19 protein-coding genes are annotated in these 17,580 nt (G+C 74.3%); 14 read left to right on the top strand and 5 right to left on the bottom strand.

The genetic code is table 11. From position 1 onward, the window contains the following. The first annotated feature begins 245 nt into the window (after positions 1-245). Genes CMS_RS13260 through CMS_RS13300 form a run of 9 tightly spaced genes read left to right on the top strand, consistent with a single transcriptional unit; the run spans position 246 to position 9,831 of the window. Positions 246-857, top strand: coding sequence for a DUF6668 family protein (locus tag CMS_RS13260; RefSeq protein ID WP_012299936.1), 612 nt, complete (start codon positions 246-248; stop codon positions 855-857). A 26-nt stretch (positions 858-883) separates the two neighbouring features. Continuing rightward, positions 884-1,207 (top strand): hypothetical protein, encoded by a 324-nt coding sequence (locus tag CMS_RS13265; RefSeq protein ID WP_012299937.1) that lies wholly within the window; start codon positions 884-886, stop codon positions 1,205-1,207. A 51-nt stretch (positions 1,208-1,258) separates the two neighbouring features. Continuing rightward, positions 1,259-2,011, top strand: coding sequence for a hypothetical protein (locus CMS_RS13270; protein ID WP_012299938.1), 753 nt, complete (start codon positions 1,259-1,261; stop codon positions 2,009-2,011). Positions 2,012-2,014: 3 nt separating this feature from the next. After that, the gene (locus CMS_RS13275; RefSeq protein WP_174270087.1) at positions 2,015-3,580 is read left to right on the top strand and encodes a hypothetical protein; all 1,566 of its coding nucleotides are present in this window, start codon (positions 2,015-2,017) and stop codon (positions 3,578-3,580) included. A 12-nt stretch (positions 3,581-3,592) separates the two neighbouring features. Continuing rightward, complete coding sequence (locus tag CMS_RS13280; protein WP_086935923.1) at positions 3,593-5,101, top strand: SCO6880 family protein; 1,509 nt, start codon at positions 3,593-3,595, stop codon at positions 5,099-5,101. Further along, on the top strand, positions 5,098-6,732 hold the full coding sequence (locus CMS_RS13285; RefSeq protein ID WP_407637316.1) for an ATP/GTP-binding protein: 1,635 nt from the start codon (positions 5,098-5,100) through the stop codon (positions 6,730-6,732). The genes CMS_RS13280 and CMS_RS13285 overlap by 4 nt, the downstream gene beginning before the upstream one ends. Further along, complete coding sequence (locus CMS_RS13290) at positions 6,729-8,525, top strand: type IV secretory system conjugative DNA transfer family protein (RefSeq protein WP_012299942.1); 1,797 nt, start codon at positions 6,729-6,731, stop codon at positions 8,523-8,525. Before CMS_RS13285 ends, CMS_RS13290 begins: the two co-directional genes overlap by 4 nt. Further along, the gene (locus CMS_RS13295; RefSeq protein ID WP_223842662.1) at positions 8,522-8,989 is read left to right on the top strand and encodes a DUF4913 domain-containing protein; all 468 of its coding nucleotides are present in this window, start codon (positions 8,522-8,524) and stop codon (positions 8,987-8,989) included. The genes CMS_RS13290 and CMS_RS13295 overlap by 4 nt, the downstream gene beginning before the upstream one ends. After that, positions 8,881-9,831 (top strand): hypothetical protein, encoded by a 951-nt coding sequence (locus CMS_RS13300; RefSeq protein WP_223842663.1) that lies wholly within the window; start codon positions 8,881-8,883, stop codon positions 9,829-9,831. Before CMS_RS13295 ends, CMS_RS13300 begins: the two co-directional genes overlap by 109 nt. A gap of 16 nt (positions 9,832-9,847) precedes the next feature. Here the strand turns inward: CMS_RS13300 and CMS_RS13305 are convergent, their stop codons facing one another. The 4 genes from CMS_RS13305 to CMS_RS13320 all read right to left on the bottom strand — a co-directional run bounded on the left by CMS_RS13305 (position 9,848) and on the right by CMS_RS13320 (position 13,326). Next, entirely contained in the window at positions 9,848-11,059 is a 1,212-nt protein-coding gene (locus CMS_RS13305; protein WP_012299945.1) for a PP2C family protein-serine/threonine phosphatase, read from the bottom strand. A 155-nt stretch (positions 11,060-11,214) separates the two neighbouring features. Next, positions 11,215-12,543: a PP2C family protein-serine/threonine phosphatase gene (locus tag CMS_RS13310; RefSeq protein ID WP_012299946.1), complete on the bottom strand. Its 1,329-nt coding sequence runs from the start codon at positions 12,541-12,543 to the stop codon at positions 11,215-11,217. Further along, on the bottom strand, positions 12,543-12,965 hold the full coding sequence (locus tag CMS_RS13315; protein WP_012299947.1) for an ATP-binding protein: 423 nt from the start codon (positions 12,963-12,965) through the stop codon (positions 12,543-12,545). The genes CMS_RS13310 and CMS_RS13315 overlap by 1 nt, the downstream gene beginning before the upstream one ends. After that, positions 12,958-13,326: an STAS domain-containing protein gene (locus CMS_RS13320; RefSeq protein WP_012299948.1), complete on the bottom strand. Its 369-nt coding sequence runs from the start codon at positions 13,324-13,326 to the stop codon at positions 12,958-12,960. The genes CMS_RS13315 and CMS_RS13320 overlap by 8 nt, the downstream gene beginning before the upstream one ends. A 265-nt stretch (positions 13,327-13,591) precedes the next feature. Between CMS_RS13320 and CMS_RS13325 the strand changes: the two genes are divergently transcribed. Continuing rightward, positions 13,592-13,960, top strand: a complete 369-nt coding sequence (locus CMS_RS13325; RefSeq protein WP_012299949.1) for a hypothetical protein — start codon at positions 13,592-13,594, stop codon at positions 13,958-13,960. On the opposite strand, the gene CMS_RS13330 is transcribed toward CMS_RS13325, so the two are convergent. Then, a complete protein-coding gene (locus CMS_RS13330; RefSeq protein ID WP_041464711.1) occupies positions 13,957-14,583 on the bottom strand; it encodes a histidine phosphatase family protein in 627 nt (208 codons plus the stop codon). The two genes, CMS_RS13325 and CMS_RS13330, sit on opposite strands and share 4 nt — an antisense overlap. An 88-nt stretch (positions 14,584-14,671) precedes the next feature. Here CMS_RS13330 and CMS_RS13335 point away from each other — a divergent pair, with 88 nt between their 5' ends. The 4 genes from CMS_RS13335 (at position 14,672) to CMS_RS17510 (ending at position 17,489) form a co-directional block, all read left to right on the top strand. After that, positions 14,672-15,070, top strand: a complete 399-nt coding sequence (locus CMS_RS13335; RefSeq protein WP_012299951.1) for a hypothetical protein — start codon at positions 14,672-14,674, stop codon at positions 15,068-15,070. After that, entirely contained in the window at positions 15,049-15,852 is an 804-nt protein-coding gene (locus tag CMS_RS13340; RefSeq protein ID WP_012299952.1) for a nitroreductase family protein, read from the top strand. The genes CMS_RS13335 and CMS_RS13340 overlap by 22 nt, the downstream gene beginning before the upstream one ends. A gap of 86 nt (positions 15,853-15,938) precedes the next feature. Continuing rightward, complete coding sequence (locus tag CMS_RS13345) at positions 15,939-16,898, top strand: hypothetical protein (protein ID WP_012299953.1); 960 nt, start codon at positions 15,939-15,941, stop codon at positions 16,896-16,898. Positions 16,899-16,901: 3 nt separating this feature from the next. Next, a complete protein-coding gene (locus CMS_RS17510) occupies positions 16,902-17,489 on the top strand; it encodes a hypothetical protein (protein ID WP_174270088.1) in 588 nt (195 codons plus the stop codon). Positions 17,490-17,580: the final 91 nt, after the last annotated feature.

Genomic DNA, 17,580 nt, shown 5'->3' on the forward strand with positions numbered 1-17,580 from the left:
CGGTGAGGGGGTGTCGTGCAGGGCGAGATGCCGGGCGCCCATGTGGACAGCCGGCCCGCTCGAGCGGCGGCGCCCGTCAGGATCGACGACGGCGAGACAGTCTCACGGAAAATGCGAGCAGGATCAAGCACTTGCTTCTGCGTAAGCACTTTGACAGCATCACCGTTCAGCGTCCCGCCGGCATCCCCCATCCGGTGGAGCACGCGTGAGGCGAGCGCGACGACCTTCGGGTGGGATGGCAGGGCATGAGCGACAACGGCAATCCATGGGTGGTCGACGCGCCCGCGGTCGTCGACACCCCCGCATCCGACGCCCCGCCCCTCACCCGTCGCGAGCGCCTCCGCGGCCCCCGCGCTCCCCAGCCGGCCACCGTCGCCGCGCCCGCGGCAGCCGACCGCCTGCCTGTCCGGCGCGCGGACGGGACCGCCGAGCTCTGGTGGGTCGGCGCCCACGGCGGCGCCGGCGAGACGACCCTCGCCCGCCTGGCTCCCGGATCCCGCGCCGCCGGCCACGCCTGGCCCGCCCCTGTCGCCGGATCCCCCGCGTCGCGCGTCGTCGTCGTCGCGCGCACCGACCACTCCGGCCTCCTCGCGGCGCAGCGGGTCGCCCGCGAGTGGGCATCCGGTCAGGTCGCCGGGCTCGTCGACCTCGTCGGCCTCGTGCTCGTGGCGGATGCGCCCGGCCGCCGACCCAAGGAGCTCCGCCAGCTCGAGCAGCTCGTCGCCGGCGGGTACCCGCGCGCGTGGACCCTGCCGTGGATCGACGCGTGGCGCCTCGGCCCCGCGGATCCCGCCGACATGGGCCGCGAGCACCAGCGGCTCCTCGCCGACCTGCAGCTCACCGCATCCCCCCGCTAGTCCCCCCCCTTCCACGAAAGGCCCTCATGTCCCCCACGCTCCTCGCGCTCGACGTCGTGCACCAGGCGTCCGCGCACATCCACCACGCCATGGACGCCGTCGCCATCGACGTGCCCAACGGCGACGCCCAGGCGCCCGCTGACTGGACCGAGAAGTTCGGCCGCATCATCGGCATCGCCAAGTGGGTACTCCTGCCCCTCGCGGTGCTCTCCCTCATCGCCACCGGCGCGATGCTTTTCCGCAACAACCGGCACGAGGGCGGCGAGATCCAGGAGCGCCTCATCAAGATCGGCTTCGGTCTCTTCCTCGGGCTGGGCGCCGCGTCGCTGGTCAGCTTCGTCATCGCGTAGCGCGACCTCCGACTCGCCGCCCGCACCGCCCGCTCCCCCGAGAGGATCCCCATGAGCACGCCCGCCACGCCCTTCCACAAGCGCCCGCTCTGGATCGCCGTCGCCGCGCTCCTCGCGGTGATCCTCGTCGTCGGCGGAATCGCGGCGGGGACGGGGGCGTTCTCCGGCGGTGGCACGCCAGCCGCGGCGCCGCCGGGCGATGCGACGGTGGCACCGGACGCCGCCCCGGCGCCGGGTGCGTCAGCGCTCCCCGACGGCGCCGCGTCCGTATGCGGTCTCCAGGGCTACGAGGAGACCAGCTCGCTCACCTCGGCACCTGAAGCCAAGTGGGAGATCATCGGCACGATGGCAGCGCCGCAGGCGCCGAAGACGGCAGGACCGGGGGTCCAGGAAGACGACGCCCAGTTCCGGACCTGCTTCGCCCACACAACCGAAGGGGCGCTGTTCGCCACCATCAACTTCTTCGCGACCAGCACCAACCCCGCGAATCAGCCTCGCATGTACGAGCTGCTCGCCGACGGCGCCGCACGTGACACTGTCCGCTCCGCGGGAGGGGGCACCCAGCAAGGGAGTTCCACTCGCCTGCAGGTGGCCGGGTTCAAGGTCACCCAGTACAACGCGGACACCGCCACGATCGATCTCGCCATGTCGGTCTCCTCGAAGGACGGGGCGCTCGTGAGCCAACCGATGGTCGTCAAGTGGGAGCACGGTGACTGGAAGATCGTCCTGACTGAGGCGGGGCCTCAGTACAAGCCGGCACCGCTGACCAGCCTCGGCGGCTACATCCCGTTCTCGGGTGTGTGACGCGTGACCGACTGCAACGTCCTGACCTTCATCGGGAACGCCTCGGAGTGCACCGGTCAGGCAGCCGCGAGCGTGCTGAGCGATGCGGCGAGCAACACCCTCAAGCAGCTCGTGCACGACGCCGTCCAGACCTACGGCCAGGTCGTCGCCTCGCTCGGCACCATGTGGGTGCACGTGCCGAGCCCGCAGTTCACGAAGGGCGACTCCTCGACCGTCGGCTACACGCCGAACTCCACGGTCACGACCGACTTCGACACCCTGCTCGGCTACATCGCGTGGATCGGCCTCGTCGTCGCCGTCCTCTCGATCATCGGGTTCGCGATCCTCTACATGCGGGCGAGGTCGGAGGACACCGGGATGGACAGCCTCGGCCGCCTCGGGGTCGTGCTCGCCGGGGTGTTCCTCATCACGAGCGCGTCCTCACTCGTCGCCTGGGTCATCCCGCACTCGGCTCCGGACGGCTCGACCTCGACCGTGGGGTTCCTGCAGAACTCGACCTGGTACATCGTGCTCGTCATGGCGGTGGGATCCGTGGTGCTGGCCGGCATCCGCCTCGCCTGGACGCAGCGCACCCAGCCGGTCGGCGAGCTGGTCCGGTCGCTGGTCACGCTGGTGATGGTCTCGACCATCGGGCTCACGGTGATCCAGCTCGCCGTCCAGATCGGCGACGTGTTCGCGGTCGGCGTGCTCAACGCCGCCACGAGCTGCGACGTCAGCGTCGTCGAGGGCAACTGCTTCGGGCGCAACATCGGCGCCCTGATCTTCCTCACGGACCAGTCGCCGATCGGCGCCATCGGGATTCTCATCCTCGCGCTCATCGCCGTCCTCATCACGTACGTGCAGATCGCGATGATGGTGGTCCGATCGGCGATGCTCGTCCTGCTCGCGGGCATCCTGCCGCTCACCGCGAGCTTCACGAACACCGCGACGGGGAACCAGTGGTTCCGCAAGTCGCTTGGCTGGCTGACCGCGTTCATCCTGTACAAGCCGGCCGCCGCGCTCGTCTACGCGGCCGCGTTCCGCCTGATCGGAACCGACCTGTTCGCGAAGGACGACCAGGGGATCTGGTCGATCCTGACCGGGATGGCGCTCATGCTCATCGCGCTCGTCGCGCTGCCCGCGCTCATGCGGTTCATCGCGCCGATGGTCGCGCCCGCGGGCGGGGTGTCGGGCGCGGCGGTCGCGGGTGCCGTGATGGGCGGGGCCGGCGAGGCCGCGTCCGGAGCGATCAAGCAGGCCGGCTCCATGGCGAGCAGGTCGAGCGGCGGAGGCGGCGGCGGCGGATCCGCTTCCGGTCCCTCCGGCGCCGCCAACGCCAGCGCCGGCGCACGCGGCGGCACCGCCGCCAAGGGCGCGGCCGCCGGAGCGAAGGCCGGCGCCGGCGCGAGCGGGGCGGCAGCGGGCGGTGCCGCCGGCGGAGCGGCCGCCGCGGGAGCCGCGGTCGCCGGGCCCGTCGGGCTCGCCGCGCTCGGCGTCGCGAAGCTCGCCGAGGGCGCCAAGAAGGCCGCGCACGCCACCAAGGGCGCCATCGAGGACGCCGCGGGAGAGGGCCCCTCGGGGGCCAGGTAGGGACACGGATCCATGAGCGCCATCGAGGGCCGCGCCACCGCGCGCACGTACGGCAACTGGCGGAAGCCGCGCACCCGCGGCGTCGGCGGGCTCGGCATGTTCCCGACGATGTTCGGGTTCGCCGGGGCCGTGATGGTCATCATCGTCGCCACCAACAAGGGCCTCGTCGCCGGGGTGATCACGGCGGCGGTGTTCGCCGGCGTGCTCGCGGCGGTCGCGGTCAAGGACAAGCACGGGGAGTCGGGGATGATCCGGATCATGAACCGCGCGGGCTGGCTGTTCACCCGCAACCGCGGCGCGCACCTCTACCGCTCGGGGCCGCTGGGCTTCGCGGAGTGGGGCACGGCGCAGCTGCCGGGCCTCGCCGCGGGATCCCGCCTCACCGAGTGGAAGGACTCGTACGGCCGCCCGTTCGCGCTCATCGAGGTGCCGTCGACGAACGATTTCACGGTCGTGCTCGGGGCCGAGCCCGACGGATCCGCGCTGGTCGACCAGGAGCAGGTCGACATCTGGGTCGCCGAGTGGGGCTCCTGGCTCGAGGCCCTCGCCGACGAGCCCGGCCTCGTGGCCGCGTCCGTCACGCTCGAGACCGCGCCGGACACCGGCACGCGGCTCGCCTCCGAGGTGCTCGGCCGCATCGACGACCGCGGATCCGACTTCTCGAAGAGCGTGCTGCGGAAGATCGTGGCCACCTACCCGGCGGGCGCGGCGACCATCAAGGCGTACGTGGCCATCACGTTCGCGGGCGCCACGCGGACCGGCGCCGCCCGCCGCAGCCCGGAGGAGGTCGGCCGCGAGCTCGCCTACCGGCTGCCCGGCCTCACCTCCGGCCTCTCCTCCACCGGTGCCGGGGCGGCCCGTCCGCTCACCGCGCAGGACCTGTGCGAGGTCGTGCGGATCGCCTACGACCCGGCCGCCGCGATCCTCATCGACCAGGCGAACTCCGCCGGCCAGGCCACCGAGCTGTACTGGCCGGAGGTCGGGCCCACCGCGCACCAGGCCGCGTGGGACTCCTACCGGCACGACTCGGCGCTCTCGGTGTCGTGGATGATGTCGCAGGCGCCGCGCGGGAACGTGGGCGAGTCGATCCTGTCGCGCCTGCTCGCGCCGCACCGGCACATCGCCCGCAAGCGCGTGACCATGCTCTACCGGCCCATCGACCCGGCGCGCGCGGCCGCCATCGTCGAGGCCGACAAGCGCGACGCCGAGTTCCTGGTCGGGTCGACCAAGAACCCCACCGGCCGGTCGCGCAAGGACGTCATCGCGGCGTTCGCGAACGAGTCGGAGGAGTCGGGCGGCGCCGGGCTCGTCAACTTCGGGATGGTCGTGACGGCGACCGTGCAGGATCCCGCCACCATCGAGGACGCGCGCGCCGCCGTCGACAGCCTCTCCGCGCAGGCCCGCATCCGCCTGCGCGTGGTGCACGGCTCGCAGGACTCCGCGTTCGCCGCCGGCCTGCCGCTCGGCCTGGTGCTGCCGCGGCACCTGGCCATCCCGCACGACATCCGGGACCAGCTGTGATCCGCCGACCGCGCGCACCGCGGATCCCGGCACCCGCCGCCCTCGCCCGCCCGGTCGCGTCCGCCGCCGCCGCACCCGCCGCCCGCGCCGCCGCCCGCGCCCACCGCCGCCCCTCCCCGCGCGGCTGGCTCGGCCGGGCCCGCGGCGAGAGCGTGCTCGTGCAGCCCTCGCCCGAGTGGCGCGGCACCACCGTGCAGGTGTGCGGCCTGTGGCCCTACGCGGTCGGATCCAGCAGCCCCATCAGCGGCGTCCCGCTCGGGCTGCACCTCGACACCGGCGCGACCGTGTGCGCCGACCCGATCTCGTGGTTCCAGTCGGGGATCATCTCGAACCCGTCGATCTTCGCCCTCGGCCTCCCCGGCCTCGGCAAGTCGACCCTCATCCGCCGCATGTGCGTGGGCGGCGACGGCATGGGCTACCTGCCGCTCGTGCTCGGCGACCTGAAGCCCGACTACGTCGACATGGTGCACGCGCTCGACGGCCAGGTCATCACGCTCGGCCGCGGCCGAGGGCACCTCAACGTGCTGGACCCGGGCGGCGCGATCGAGGCGGCCGAGCAGCTGCGCGCGGCCGGCTTCGAGCAGGAGCGGCAGCGCCTCATCGCCGACGCGCACGGCCGCCGCAACACGATGGTCTCGTCGCTGCTCACGATCCTCCGCAAGCAGGCGCCCGACGACGTGGAGGAGTCGATCATCGACGCGGCCCTGCGCGTGCTCGACGACGAGTTCCCGGGAGTGCCCGTGCTCGCCGACCTGCTGCGCGTGATCCAGGACGCCCACCCGGCCGTGCGCGACGTCGCCGTCGACCGCGGCGACCTCGGGCGGTACCAGGAGATCACCCGCGGGCTCGAGGCGAGCCTCATCAGCCTCACGCGCGGCGGTCGGCTGGGCGAGATCTTCGCGCAGCAGACCGACGTGGCCATGCGGCACGACCGGCCGGTGGTCTACGACGTGTCGTCCATCGACGAGTCGGACACCGACCTCCAGGCCGCCGTGCTCCTCGCCTGCTGGTCGCAGGGCTTCGGCACCGTGAACGTCGCGACCGCCCTCGCCGACGCGGGCCTGCAGCCGCGGCGGCACTACCTGATCGTGATGGACGAGCTGTGGCGCGCGCTCCGCGTGGGCAAGGGCATCGTCGACCGCATCGACTCGCTCACGCGCCTCAACCGGCAGCGCGGCGTGGGGCTCGCGATGATCACGCACACCATGTCCGACCTCCTCGCGCTCGCCGACGAGCAGGACCGGATGAAGGCGCGCGGCTTCGTCGAGCGCGCCGGCATGGTGGTCGCGGGCGGCCTGCCGCGCGCGGAGATGTCGATGCTCACGCAGGCGGTCGCCCTGTCGCGCTCGGAGCAGGACCTCGTGATGTCGTGGCAGAACCCGCCCGGCTGGTCGCCCGACCAGGAGCCGCCGGGGCGCGGGAGGTTCCTCATCAAGGTCGGCGGGCACCCGGGGATCCCCGTGCACGTCGAGCTCACCGAGGAGGAGCGGCACATCAACGACACCAACAAGGCGTGGCACGCGACCGAGTCGTTCCCGGAGCCGGACGAGGCGTCGACCCGGCCGTCGGAGCCGCCGCTGTCGGCCGTCGACGCCGCGGAGCCCGCGGCCGTGGAGGCGGGCGCCGCATGAGCTCCGAGCGCACCAACCGCCGCGCCGAGCCCGGGCGCGCGAACCCGGGCACGATCATCGCGACGTGGGCGATCGGCATCGCGGCCGGTCTCCTCGCGTCCGCGTGGGCCGGCCTCGCCGCGGCGCACGCGCTCACGGGCGAGGGGGCGGCGCTGCCCGCGGATCCGCTCGCCGTCGCCATCGCGCTGAAGAAGGGCGAGGTCGTCTGGACCCCGCTCGCCGTCGTGATCGCCGTCGCCGTCGCGGCGCTGCTCACCGCGCTGACGGTCGCCGTCGCCCGGGCCGTCCGCCGCCTCGGCCGCGGCCGCACGCGCGTCGACCGCAGCGCCCGCTACCTCGCCTCCGCCTCCGACCTCGACGAGCTGCGCGAGCGCGCCTCCCTCGCCAAGGCCGCGCGCCTCGGTGTCCCGGGGCGGCCGGGGGTGCCGCTCGGCCGCGACCTCCGCTCCGGCGGCATGCTCTACGCCTCGTGGGAGGACGTGGTCGTCGGCATCGCCGGGCCCCGCGTCGGCAAGACCACCTCGCTCGTGGTGCCCGCGATCCTCGCGGCGCCCGGCGCGCTCATCACCACCTCGAACAAGCCCGACGTCGTCCGCGCCACCCGCGACCTGCGCCAGGGCGTCGGCACCACGTGGGTGTTCGACCCGCAGCAGGTCGTGGACGAGGAGCCGACCTGGTGGTGGGACCCGCTCTCCTCCGTCACCGACGACACCACCGCCGCGAAGCTCGCCGGGCACTTCGCCGCCGGATCCCGCGAGCCCGACGACCGCGGCGACGCCTTCTTCGACGCGGCCGGCAAGGACCTGCTCACCGGGCTCCTGCTCGCCGCCGCGCTCGACCACCGGCCGATCACGGACGTGCTCCGCTGGCTCACGAATCCGGACGAGCGAGAGATGGTGGCCGTGCTCCGCCACGGCGGCTACCCGCTCATCGCGGACGACGTGGAGAGCGCCTCGCGCACCTCGCCCCGGCAGCGCGACGGCGTGTACGCGACCGCGCGCAAGATGGCGGCGTGCGTGCGCAGCAGCCGCATCAACAGGTGGATCACGCCGGCCGGCGGCGACGCGGCCGTGGATCCCCGCCCCCGGCTCGACCCCGACGCGTTCGTGCGCTCCACCGACACGCTCTACTCGCTCTCGGTGGAGGGCGAGGGCACGGCCGCCCCGCTCGTCACCGCGCTCACGGTCGCGATCGTCGAGGCCGCCGAGCGCCTCGCCCGCACGCAGCCGGGCGGGCGCCTGACCACTCCGCTCCTCTGCGTGCTCGACGAGGCCGCGAACGTGTGCCGGTGGAAGGAGCTGCCCGACCTGTACTCGCACCGCGGCTCGCGCGGGATCCCCGTCATGTCGATCTTCCAGTCGTACGCGCAGGGCGTCGACGTGTTCGGCCGCGAGGGCATGCGCAAGCTGTTCAGCGCCGCGAACGAGGTCGTCTACCTCGGCGGCGTGAAGGAGGCCGAGTGGCTGCGGGAGCTCTCGGAGCTCATCGGCGACTACGACCACGAGACGGTCTCCAGCTCGACGACGCGCGGCGTGCGGTCCACGAGCGTGCAGAACGACCGGCGCCGGATCCTCGACACCTCGGAGCTCGCCGAGCTGCCCCGCGGCCGCGGCGTGCTGCTCGCGTCGGGCGTGCGCGCCTCGATGATCGCGACCGTGCCGTGGATGGACGGCCCCGAGGCCGCCGTCATCCGCGCCTCGCTCGCCGCCGCTGACGCCCGCGCGGTCTCGGGCGCAGGCTCCGAGGCCGGCTCCGGGGCCGCGACGAGGCGCGCGCAGGGGGCCGCGTGGTGACGGACGCGTTCGGCTGGGGGGACGCGCCCGCCGCATCCGCATCCGCATCCGCATCCGCGGAGCAGGTCTTCGCCGACGTCGAGGCGTTCGTGCGCGACCTCCTCGCGCCCACCTACCGCCGCGAGGTCAGCCCGCGCGGCGAGAGCCGGTGGGATCCCGCGTGGTGGCGCCACCCCGAGGCGGTCGCGCGGCTCGAGGCGCTGTGGCTCGCCTGGGAGGCTCTGCGGCTCGAGGGCGCGACCGGCATGAGCGTCTGGTGGCGGGATCACGCGGACTACCACCTGACCGTCCTCATGGGTCCGACCGGGCCCTTTGCGCGCACCTCCGCCACCACCGAGGCCGGCGAGCCGCTGCCGTGCGCGCCGCTGCCGTGCGCGCCGCTGCCGTGCGCGCCGAGGCCGGACGCGCCGAGGCCGGACGCGACGGGGTCGCCGGAGCCGGAGCCGACCGGAGCGGCGTCGTGAAGCGCGAGGTGCCGGGCTGGTTCCGCCTGCTGCTCTGCTGGCCGGCGTTGCTCGTGCTCGGGATGGGGCTGCTCGCGGTCCTGACCGCGGCGGCGGATCCGTCGGTGCTGACCCGACCCGAGACGCTCATCCCCGGGCTCGTCCTGCTGCTCCTCTGCGTCGCGGCGGTGCGGACCCTGGTGCGCGGCGCGCGCGTGATCCAGGGGATGGTCCGGGGAGCGCAGCACGAGCTCGCCCGACCGGCCCGCGAGGCTGCGGCGGCGCAGGACCTCGCGGTCCGCAGCGCGGCGGGCTGGGCGGAGGCGTGCCGGCTCCGCGCGTCGCTGCTGCGCGGGGAGCGCCCGCCCGGGTTCCCCGTCTGGGACGTCGTCGCCGAGCCCGGCGAGGTGTTCCTCTACGACGTGCGGGCGGACTACGAGCGGTACTACGGGCAGGACGTCACGTACACGCGATCCAGCGGCTTCCTCGTCGGGAGTCCCGCGTTCGTGCTCGGCGGCATGGCGGCCGCGGCCATCGGCAACGCGACCCGGCGGAGCGCGGCCGAGGCGCGGGCCGCCGAGCAGTGGCGCGAGCTGCAGCAGGTGCGCCTCGTGATCTCCGACCGCCGCCTCCTCTGCCAGGTCGGCGGCCGGTGGCTCGCGTTCTGGTACGCGGGCATGACGGCGGTCTACCCCGAGGTGCGCGAGTGGGCGCTCGTCTGCCAGTTCCCGGACGTGGAGCCGCTGCGCCTCCGCGGCGTCGACGCGCCCATCGCCGCCGTGCTCACGGTGCTCGGCACGCAGGGCCTCGACGCGGTGCGCGACCACCCGAGCCTGCAGCCGTTGGGGGCGATCGGATCCTGAGGGTCGGCGCGGCGGATCAGGCCGTGGCGGAGCCCGCGTAGCGCACGCACACCGCCGACACGTCGTCGCCGAGGGTGCCGCGGGCGGCGGCGTCCGCTGCCGTGCGCACCAGGTCGATGAGCGGGGCGACCGAGTCGAGGGATCCGTCGAAGAGGTCGAGCGCGCCGTCGGTGAAGGCGAGGATCCGGTCGCCGGGACGCAGCTCGCCGGATGCCGCCGCCCAGTCGGCGCCCGGCACGACGCCGAGCGGCAGCCCGAGCGCCGGCAGGATCTCGTGCGTCCCGTCCGCGCGGATCAACACCGTGAGGCCGTGGCCGCCGTCCGTGTAGGCGAAGCGACCGGTGGATCCGTCGACCCGGCAGTGCAGGAACGTCGCGAACGTCTCGGTCGCGTCGAGGTCGGCCTGGAGCTGCGCCTGCACGGCGGCGACGGTGCGCGCGGCGTCCGGCCCTCGGTGCGCCTGGAAGCCCGAGCGCACGGCCGACGCGAGGATCGCAGCGCCCGCGCCCTTGCCCATCACGTCGGCGATGGTCACGTGCAGCCCGTCCGCGTCCTCGCCCCACGCGTAGAAGTCGCCGCCCACGCCGCGGGCCGGGCGGCTGATGCCGGCGAGGTCGAAGTCGGGCCAGAGCGGACGGTCGACGGGCAGGAGCCGCCGCTGGATCTCGCCCGCGAGCTCCTCCTCCCGGCTGTCGCGGAGCTCGCGCTCCACCCAGGCGCCCATCACGTCGAGGAGCCTCTCCTGGTCGGGCGCGAGCTCGCGCGGCTCGGTGTCGACCAGGCAGAGCGTGCCGACGGTCTGGCCGCCGGACAGCAGCGGGCGTCCCGCGTAGAAGCGGATGTGGCGGGGCCCGGTGACCGTGGTGCGCTCGGCGAAGCGCGCGTCCGCGGTCGCGTCCGGCACCACGAGGATCTCCGGGCTCCGGATCGCGATGTCGCAGAACGACTGCGTGCGGTCGGACAGCAGCGAGACGCCCGCGGGCTGCGGCGACTTGGTGAACTGCTCGACGTCGCCCACCAGGTTGATCTCGGCCACCGGCATGTCGAAGAGCTCGCGCGCGATGCGGGTGATGCGGTCGAAGCGCTCCTCCGCGGCGGATCCGACGAGCCGCAGGTCGTGCACGGCCCGGAGGCGCGCCTCCTCGGCGGGACCCTGCAGGGACGAGGCGTCGCGGCTGGCGCGACCCGCGGGATCCGAGCCACCCGAGCGCGCGACGGTGTCCGGCATGGCCATGTGCTTCCCCCTGGTGATCCCAGCGCCGATCGGGTCGGACGGAGACCCGCCCACCGCTCGATCCCCCCGGACCGCGGCGCCTTCTTCGAGTGTATGCGCAGGTGTTCGGAGCCCTCCCCGGATCAGGAGGGCCTCGCAGCCGACCGCTCTCAGGCCTCGCGGCGCAGGACGACCACTGTCACGTCGTCGGGATTCGCCTGGCCGGCGGCGAGCGCCGTGATCCGCCGCACCAGCTCGTCCGCCGACGCGGACTCGCGCGCCAGCTCGGCCACCCGGTCGACCGCGCGGAGGGTGCCGTCGTAGAGGTCGAGCACGCCGTCGCTGAAGGTGACGATGAGGTCGCCGGGGCCGAGCTCCACCTCGTGCGAGCTCCATCCCGCCGCGCCCGGCACGCCGACCGGGAGGTCCGTGGACTCGAGCCGCTCGTGGGTGCCGTCCGCGCGCACCAGCGCGGTGAGGCCGTGGCCCGCGTCGGCGTAGAGGACCGTGTGGTCCTCGGCGCGGACGCGGGCGTGGAACACCGTGGCGAACGACGCGGCCGCGCTCATCTCCGCGGTGAAGCAGTCGGCGGTGCGCTCGATGGCGGCGACGGGATCCGGCACGTTCTTGGCGCTGCGCACGACCGCGCGCGCGGTGGCCGCGATGATCCCCGCGCCCACGCCCTTGCCCATCACGTCGCCGAGGGTGAACGCGAGGCCCTCGCGCACCGGGTACCAGTCGAAGAAGTCGCCGCCCACGGCCTTGGACGGCAGGCACGCGCCCGCGACCTGGTACCCGGCCAGCGGCACGGTCGTCTTCGGCAGGAGCGCCTGCTGCACGATCGACGCGCGGGTCAGCTCCTCCTCGCTCACCCGCTCCCGGTCGTGCGAGGCCTCGAGGCTAAAGCGGGTGCGCCGGGACAGCTCGTTGACCACGAGCGCCGCGACCGCGAAGGCGAGGGCGCTGAAGAACCCGCGCCACAGCTCGTTCGCGTTCTGCCCGCCGAGCCGGAGGAGCAGCGGCAGGCCGAGGCTCACGTAGACGCCGACGAACGCGACGAGCACGTTCCAGCGGCTCGGGTTCAGGCTGAACCAGACGACCGGGAGGATCACCAGGGACCCGAACACGGACAGGTTCTCGCCCGTCCCGATCCGCAGCAGGCCGACGGCGAGGAAGTCGAGCGCGGGCACGACGACGGCGAAGCGCGCGAGGTCGCGGCGCAGGGTGACGACGACGGCCAGCAGGGTGGCGACCACGAGGATCCCGCACGACACGAGGAGCGCGCGCGGCGCCGTCACCCCGAGCGTGGGCACGGCGAAGCTGGCGAGCACCGCGAGCGCGAACAGCACCAGCATCGGCAGCTGCTTGAGAACCGGGGTGGGGCCGGACGTGCCTGCGGAACCCGACCGGGCGGCGGACTCGGGGATCCAGGCCGTGCGGCGGACCCAGGCGGGCATCGAGAGCGCGGCGAGCCGTGATGCGCGCGCGGGCGAGCTCATCAGGACGCCTCGGGCTCGATCCGGGTCCGGCGGACGCTCCACACGTTCTCGCCGCCGACCCGCTCGTAGGTCAGCTCGTCGCAGAGCATCTGCACCATCGCGAGGCCGCGGCCCGACTCCGCGTCGACGCCGGGCATCTCGCGCGGGGCGAGGCGGAAGTCACCCGGCTCGGATCCGTCGCTCAGCCGCGCGCTCATCACGCCGTCGTCGACCGTGACGCGCACCACGCACGAGACGCCCTCGCCGGTGTCGGCGTGCTCGATCACGTTGGACGCGAGCTCGACGAGCGCGGTCTCGAAGGCCATCCGGTCGAGCGCGCCCACGTCGGGGCGGTCGTCCCAGAGGCGGGCGACGAGCTCGTGGACCGCGTCCACGTCGTCGGGCGGGGACTGGAGCGTGAGGCTGCGGGTGGTCTCAGTCACGGTAGGCCGCCTCGGCCGTGGGGGTGGAGATCAGCACCCGGTCGAGGTTGGAGAGCTGCAGCACCATCGCGACCTGAGGGCCGGGTGCCGCGATGCGGAGGTCGCCGCCGGCGTCGCGCGCGGCGCGGAGGTCGCCGCCGGCGTCGCGCGCGGCACGGAGGCCGGCGATGAGGGCGCCGAGGCCGGAGGAGTCGATGAAGTCGACGCCGGCGAGGTCGACGACGATGCGCGCGGGCGCGGGATCCAGCGCGTCGTGGATCGCCTGCCGGAGCTCGGGCGCGGCCGCCATGTTGAGCATCCCTGCCGCGGTGACGACCGTGACGTCGTCCTCGCGTCGTGCGGTGGCGGTCGTGAGCGCCATGCGTCCCCCTCGGGTGATCCCTGCGCCGGCGTCGGCATCCCCCGATGCGGTCGGCGGGCGGTGCCGGTCCCGTGCGGTCCCCCGCCCGGATCCCCTGCCTCCGCCGCGCTCATCCTCTCATCCATCTCCCGAGGAAATACGATGGGTCCTGCGTCCCGTCGCATGTCCGCGCGGCGCATCAGACTGGCGAGGCGGCCCGCGCCCGGTTACGGTGCGGCTGATCCCACGCACGAGCACGGCCGCACCGGCCGCACGAGGAGAGACCGTGTCGACCGCACCCGAGCACGTCCCGACCGAGCGCCGCATCACCCGGCTGGCGATCGAGACCTCCATCGGCCTGGCCTGGAACGCCGAGGGCGCGATCCGCGGGCTGCCGCCGCTCGCGTGGCAGCTCGGCGGCCCGTGGGAGGGCGTGCACTTCTCGGGCGACGCCGACGCGTACGCGCCCGAGGTGCGGCGCGACGTGATCGAGTCGTGGATCGCGGGGCTCGGCCTCGCCGACGCCATCGACCTCACCGACGGGCCGCTCACGCGCCGCGGCGACGACATGGTCTGGACGGGCGTGATCGACGAGGTCGTGTTCGAGCTCCGCTACCCGGCGGAGTGCGCGGATCCCGCGGGCCCGCACGACTAGCCGGCCGTGGCGCCGCGCTCGCGCCACCCGGATCCGTCGCGCTCCAGCTCGATGAGCTGCCCGTTCGCCCACACCAGCGACCGCGTGAGCGCGGGCGACCGGCCGAGCGCCGTGAGGTAGAGCACGCGCAGCAGGTAGCCGTGGGCGACCACGAGCGTGGTGCGCGGATCCGCCGCCACGTCGTGGAGGACCGCCCGCGCCCGCACCGCCGCCGCCGCCCACGTCTCGCCGCCGCCGGGCGCCGCGGGCTCGCCGTCGTCGCCCGTGAGCCACGCCGCGAACGCCGGGCCGTGCACGGGTCCGCGCAGCTCGTCGCGCGTGATCCCCTCGAAGCCGCCGAAGTCGAGCTCCACCAGCTCGGACCGCGGCTCGGGCACGACGCCCGGCGCGACGCCCTGCTCCTGCAGGATCCGCGCGGTGCTGCGGGCGCGCAGGAGCGTGCTCACGAGGATCCGCTCCACGCCCTCGCCGCGCAGCCGGTCCGCGAGGGGCGCCAGCTGCTCGGCCGCGTCGTCGCCCACGTCGACGTCGGTGCGCGAGTTGTAGCGGTACTCCCGGTTCCAGGGCGTCTGCGCGTGCCGGGTGAGGAGCAGGCGCGCGGGCGCCGCCGGGGGGATCTGCATGGGTCCATCCAACCCGGATCCGGCCGGCGTCCGGGTGTCCCCGTCGCCGCCCGACCGTCGGGTCGGGTCCGGACTAGCGTCGAAGGGGATGACCACGAGCCGCACCCGCGACGCGACGCCCGCCGTCCGCGCCGCCTTCGCCGCGGCGAGCGCCGCCTACCTCGTGAACTGCGCCATCGGGATCGCGGCGGCCACCCGGATCCTGCCGCCCCGCCCCGAGCTCCGCCTCCACCACCGCGCCTACCTGCTCACGGGCGCCCTCACCGCGGTCGCTCTCGCGTCGCCGCTCTGGGCCGGATCCACCGCGCGCCCCGCCGCCCGCCGCGCTGCCCGCGCGCTCGCCCCGGCCCTGATCCCGCTCGCCGCGCTCCCCCGCGTCGGCACGCGCACGAGGCGGCACCGCGCCGTCGCCCTGACCGCCGCCCCGTGGTACGCCGCGGGCACCATCGCCACCTGGAGAGACCCATGGAGTTCCTCGACGTCCTGAGATCCCGGAGGACCACCAACGGCGCCTTCCTGCCGGATCCCGTGAGCGAGGAGCACCAGCGGCTCCTCATGGAGGTGGCCGGCCGCGCGCCCTCGCAGCTCAACAGCCAGCCGTGGCGCTTCGTGCTCGTGGAGGAGCGCGACACCATCGAGCGGATCGCCGAGATCAGCGGCGAGAGCATGACCGAGACGATGTCGAACGGCACCTTCTTCGAGCGCTACAAGCACTACTTCCGCTTCTCGCAGGAGGAGATGGACCGGCGCCGCGACGGCATGCTCTTCGACAAGCTGCCGGCGCCGCTGCGCCCCTTCACCACGCAGGCGTTCACGCGTCGCGGCCAGCGGCTGATGAACGTGCTGCGGGTCCCGCAGACGCTCGGCCGCGCGAACCGCGAGCTCGTCGCCGGCAGCCCGCTGCTGATCGGCGTGATGCTCGACCGCGCCGAGGAGCGCCCCGAGTCGCTCGCGTCCTTCTACTCGACGTTCTCGATGGGCGCCGCGATGGAGAACGTGTGGCTGACGACGGGCGCGATCGGCATGGGGATTCAGTTCATCTCGTTCCCGATGGAGATCCGCGCGCAGTGGACCCGCGTCGAGGAGCTGCTCCGCGTGCCGCCGGAGCTCGAGCTCATGGCCGTCTACCGCCTCGGCTACCTGCCGCCCGAGGCGCGCCGCCCCGCGATCGACTGGTCGAGCCGCGAGCGCAAGCGCCCGTCCCAGTACGTGTTCCGCGGCACGTGCGACACCCCGCAGGAGGGGTGGGACGAGCCCGCCGCGAGCTGATCCGACGGCCTGCGCGCCTCGTTCTGGGGGCGCGGGCGGGCCTCGATCCGGCCGGCGCCGCGGGCGCGCGCCCATAGGGTCGAGGCATGGCCAGCGGCGCGTGGATGCGGATCCCGTCCCCGAGCACGCGGCAGCGCTGGCTCCTCACCGCGGCCTCGCTCGCCTTCGCCGGGATCCTGCTCTGGTCGCCCGTCGGTGCCGTCACCCGACTCGTCGACATCGCGATCGGACCGTCGCCGCTCATCCGGGTCGGCCTGCCGATCCTGCTGATCGTCGCCGTCGTCGGCATCGCGTACCTCGTCGTCGCCGAGCGCACGGCGCCGCCCGCGATCGACGTCACGCGTCAGGTCCTCCGCATCGGCCGCAAGGAGTGGGGATTCTCCGAGGTCACCGGCGCCCGCATCGAGCTGGCCGGCGGGCCGGGCGACGACACGCTGATCCTCCGCCTCACGACGACCGGCGACGGCAGCTGCAGCGTCGTCGTCTCCACGCGCGAGGGCGTGCGGATCGACGACGCGCAACGCGACGCGCTCCTGGCCTTGGTGGCCGGATCCCGCATCGCGCCGCCCCGCTCCAAGGACGACCCGAACGGCAGGTTCGCGCACGTCGAGTTCCCGGGGCACCTCACGCTCGAGGACACCGCGGCGCTCGTCGACGGCAGCGGGGTCGCGGAGCCGACGTCCGCGCGCGGGCAGCGCGGGCAGGGCTCGGGCGCGCGGAACGTCCGCCCCGCCGGTACGCCCAGCCGGAACCCCGTCTCGATGCGAGCGCAGTACGTCGTCGCGGGCATCGTCACGGCGATGGGCGCCTTCTTCGCGGTGGCAGCGGTGCGGAACCCGACGGGGGTGTTCGGGCGCACGGAGATCCCGGTGGTCGGACTCGCCATCTTCTTCCTCGCCGGCGGAATCGGCGTGATCCTCGTGACGCGCCGCGACGTGCGCCGCGCGGCCGAGCAGCGCGCCGCCGTCGATGCGGCCCGCGCGGAGGCCGACCACGACGGATCCGCCGAGCCCCCCGAGCCCGCCCGCCCCGCCGGCGGGAGCTGACGCGTGGCCGACGACGGGTGGGTGCGGATCCCGGCGCCCAGCTACCGGCAGCGCCTGCTCTTCGGCAGCGGCTGGTTCCTCCTGATCGTTTGGCTCAGCTCGAATCCCCTCAGCCTCCTCGGCCGCCGCGTCGGCGTCGCCGCCGCAGGGGCGCTCCTCCTCCTCGTCATCACGCGCCTCGCGCCCGGTCTCGACATCGACGCCGACCGGGGCGTCCTCCGCCTCCGCGGCCTGGAGCGCCCGTTCACCGACCTCGTCGGGGCGCGCATCGAGCTGGCGCCGCTCCCGCGGGAGTCCCGCTACGACAAGCCCCGGAAGCGCCCGCGTCGAGATCCGCTCGTGATCCGCCTCGACCTCGACGGCGGCGCCCGGTTCCGCGTCGTGCTCGCGATCGGCCCGACCGACACGCTCTCGGCCGCGCGGACGACGGCGCTCGTCGCGGCTGTCCGCGGTTCCCGGATCCAGGCGCCCATCGCCTCCTACGACCCGGACGGCCGCTTCACCCACCTCAACTTCCCGGGGAGCCTCGACCGCGACGACGCGGTGAAGCTCATCGAGGATCCGCAGAGCGCCAGCGCCCTCCCGCGCTGACGCACACCCGCCCGCCCCTTGCCCCGCCACCACCCGACCGCGTAGGTTGCCGGACGTACCCCGTCGCGACCCGACGCCTCCGGTGCGGCCG

The sequence above is a fragment of the Clavibacter sepedonicus genome (genome assembly GCF_000069225.1).
Classification (GTDB): domain Bacteria; phylum Actinomycetota; class Actinomycetes; order Actinomycetales; family Microbacteriaceae; genus Clavibacter; species Clavibacter sepedonicus.

What these genes read in the sequence shown, in the direction of transcription:
- CMS_RS13260 (WP_012299936.1), top strand. Translation starts at nt 246, where the DNA reads ATGAGCGACAACGGCAATCCATGGGTGGTCGACGCGCCCGCGGTCGTC.
- CMS_RS13265 (WP_012299937.1), top strand. Translation starts at nt 884, where the DNA reads ATGTCCCCCACGCTCCTCGCGCTCGACGTCGTGCACCAGGCGTCCGCG.
- CMS_RS13270 (WP_012299938.1), top strand. Translation starts at nt 1,259, where the DNA reads ATGAGCACGCCCGCCACGCCCTTCCACAAGCGCCCGCTCTGGATCGCC.
- CMS_RS13280 (WP_086935923.1), top strand. Translation starts at nt 3,593, where the DNA reads ATGAGCGCCATCGAGGGCCGCGCCACCGCGCGCACGTACGGCAACTGG.
- CMS_RS13290 (WP_012299942.1), top strand. Translation starts at nt 6,729, where the DNA reads ATGAGCTCCGAGCGCACCAACCGCCGCGCCGAGCCCGGGCGCGCGAAC.
- CMS_RS13305 (WP_012299945.1), bottom strand. Translation starts at nt 11,059, where the DNA reads ATGCCGGACACCGTCGCGCGCTCGGGTGGCTCGGATCCCGCGGGTCGC.
- CMS_RS13310 (WP_012299946.1), bottom strand. Translation starts at nt 12,543, where the DNA reads ATGAGCTCGCCCGCGCGCGCATCACGGCTCGCCGCGCTCTCGATGCCC.
- CMS_RS13320 (WP_012299948.1), bottom strand. Translation starts at nt 13,326, where the DNA reads ATGGCGCTCACGACCGCCACCGCACGACGCGAGGACGACGTCACGGTC.
- CMS_RS13330 (WP_041464711.1), bottom strand. Translation starts at nt 14,583, where the DNA reads ATGCAGATCCCCCCGGCGGCGCCCGCGCGCCTGCTCCTCACCCGGCAC.
- CMS_RS13335 (WP_012299951.1), top strand. Translation starts at nt 14,672, where the DNA reads ATGACCACGAGCCGCACCCGCGACGCGACGCCCGCCGTCCGCGCCGCC.
- CMS_RS13340 (WP_012299952.1), top strand. Translation starts at nt 15,049, where the DNA reads ATGGAGTTCCTCGACGTCCTGAGATCCCGGAGGACCACCAACGGCGCC.
- CMS_RS13345 (WP_012299953.1), top strand. Translation starts at nt 15,939, where the DNA reads ATGGCCAGCGGCGCGTGGATGCGGATCCCGTCCCCGAGCACGCGGCAG.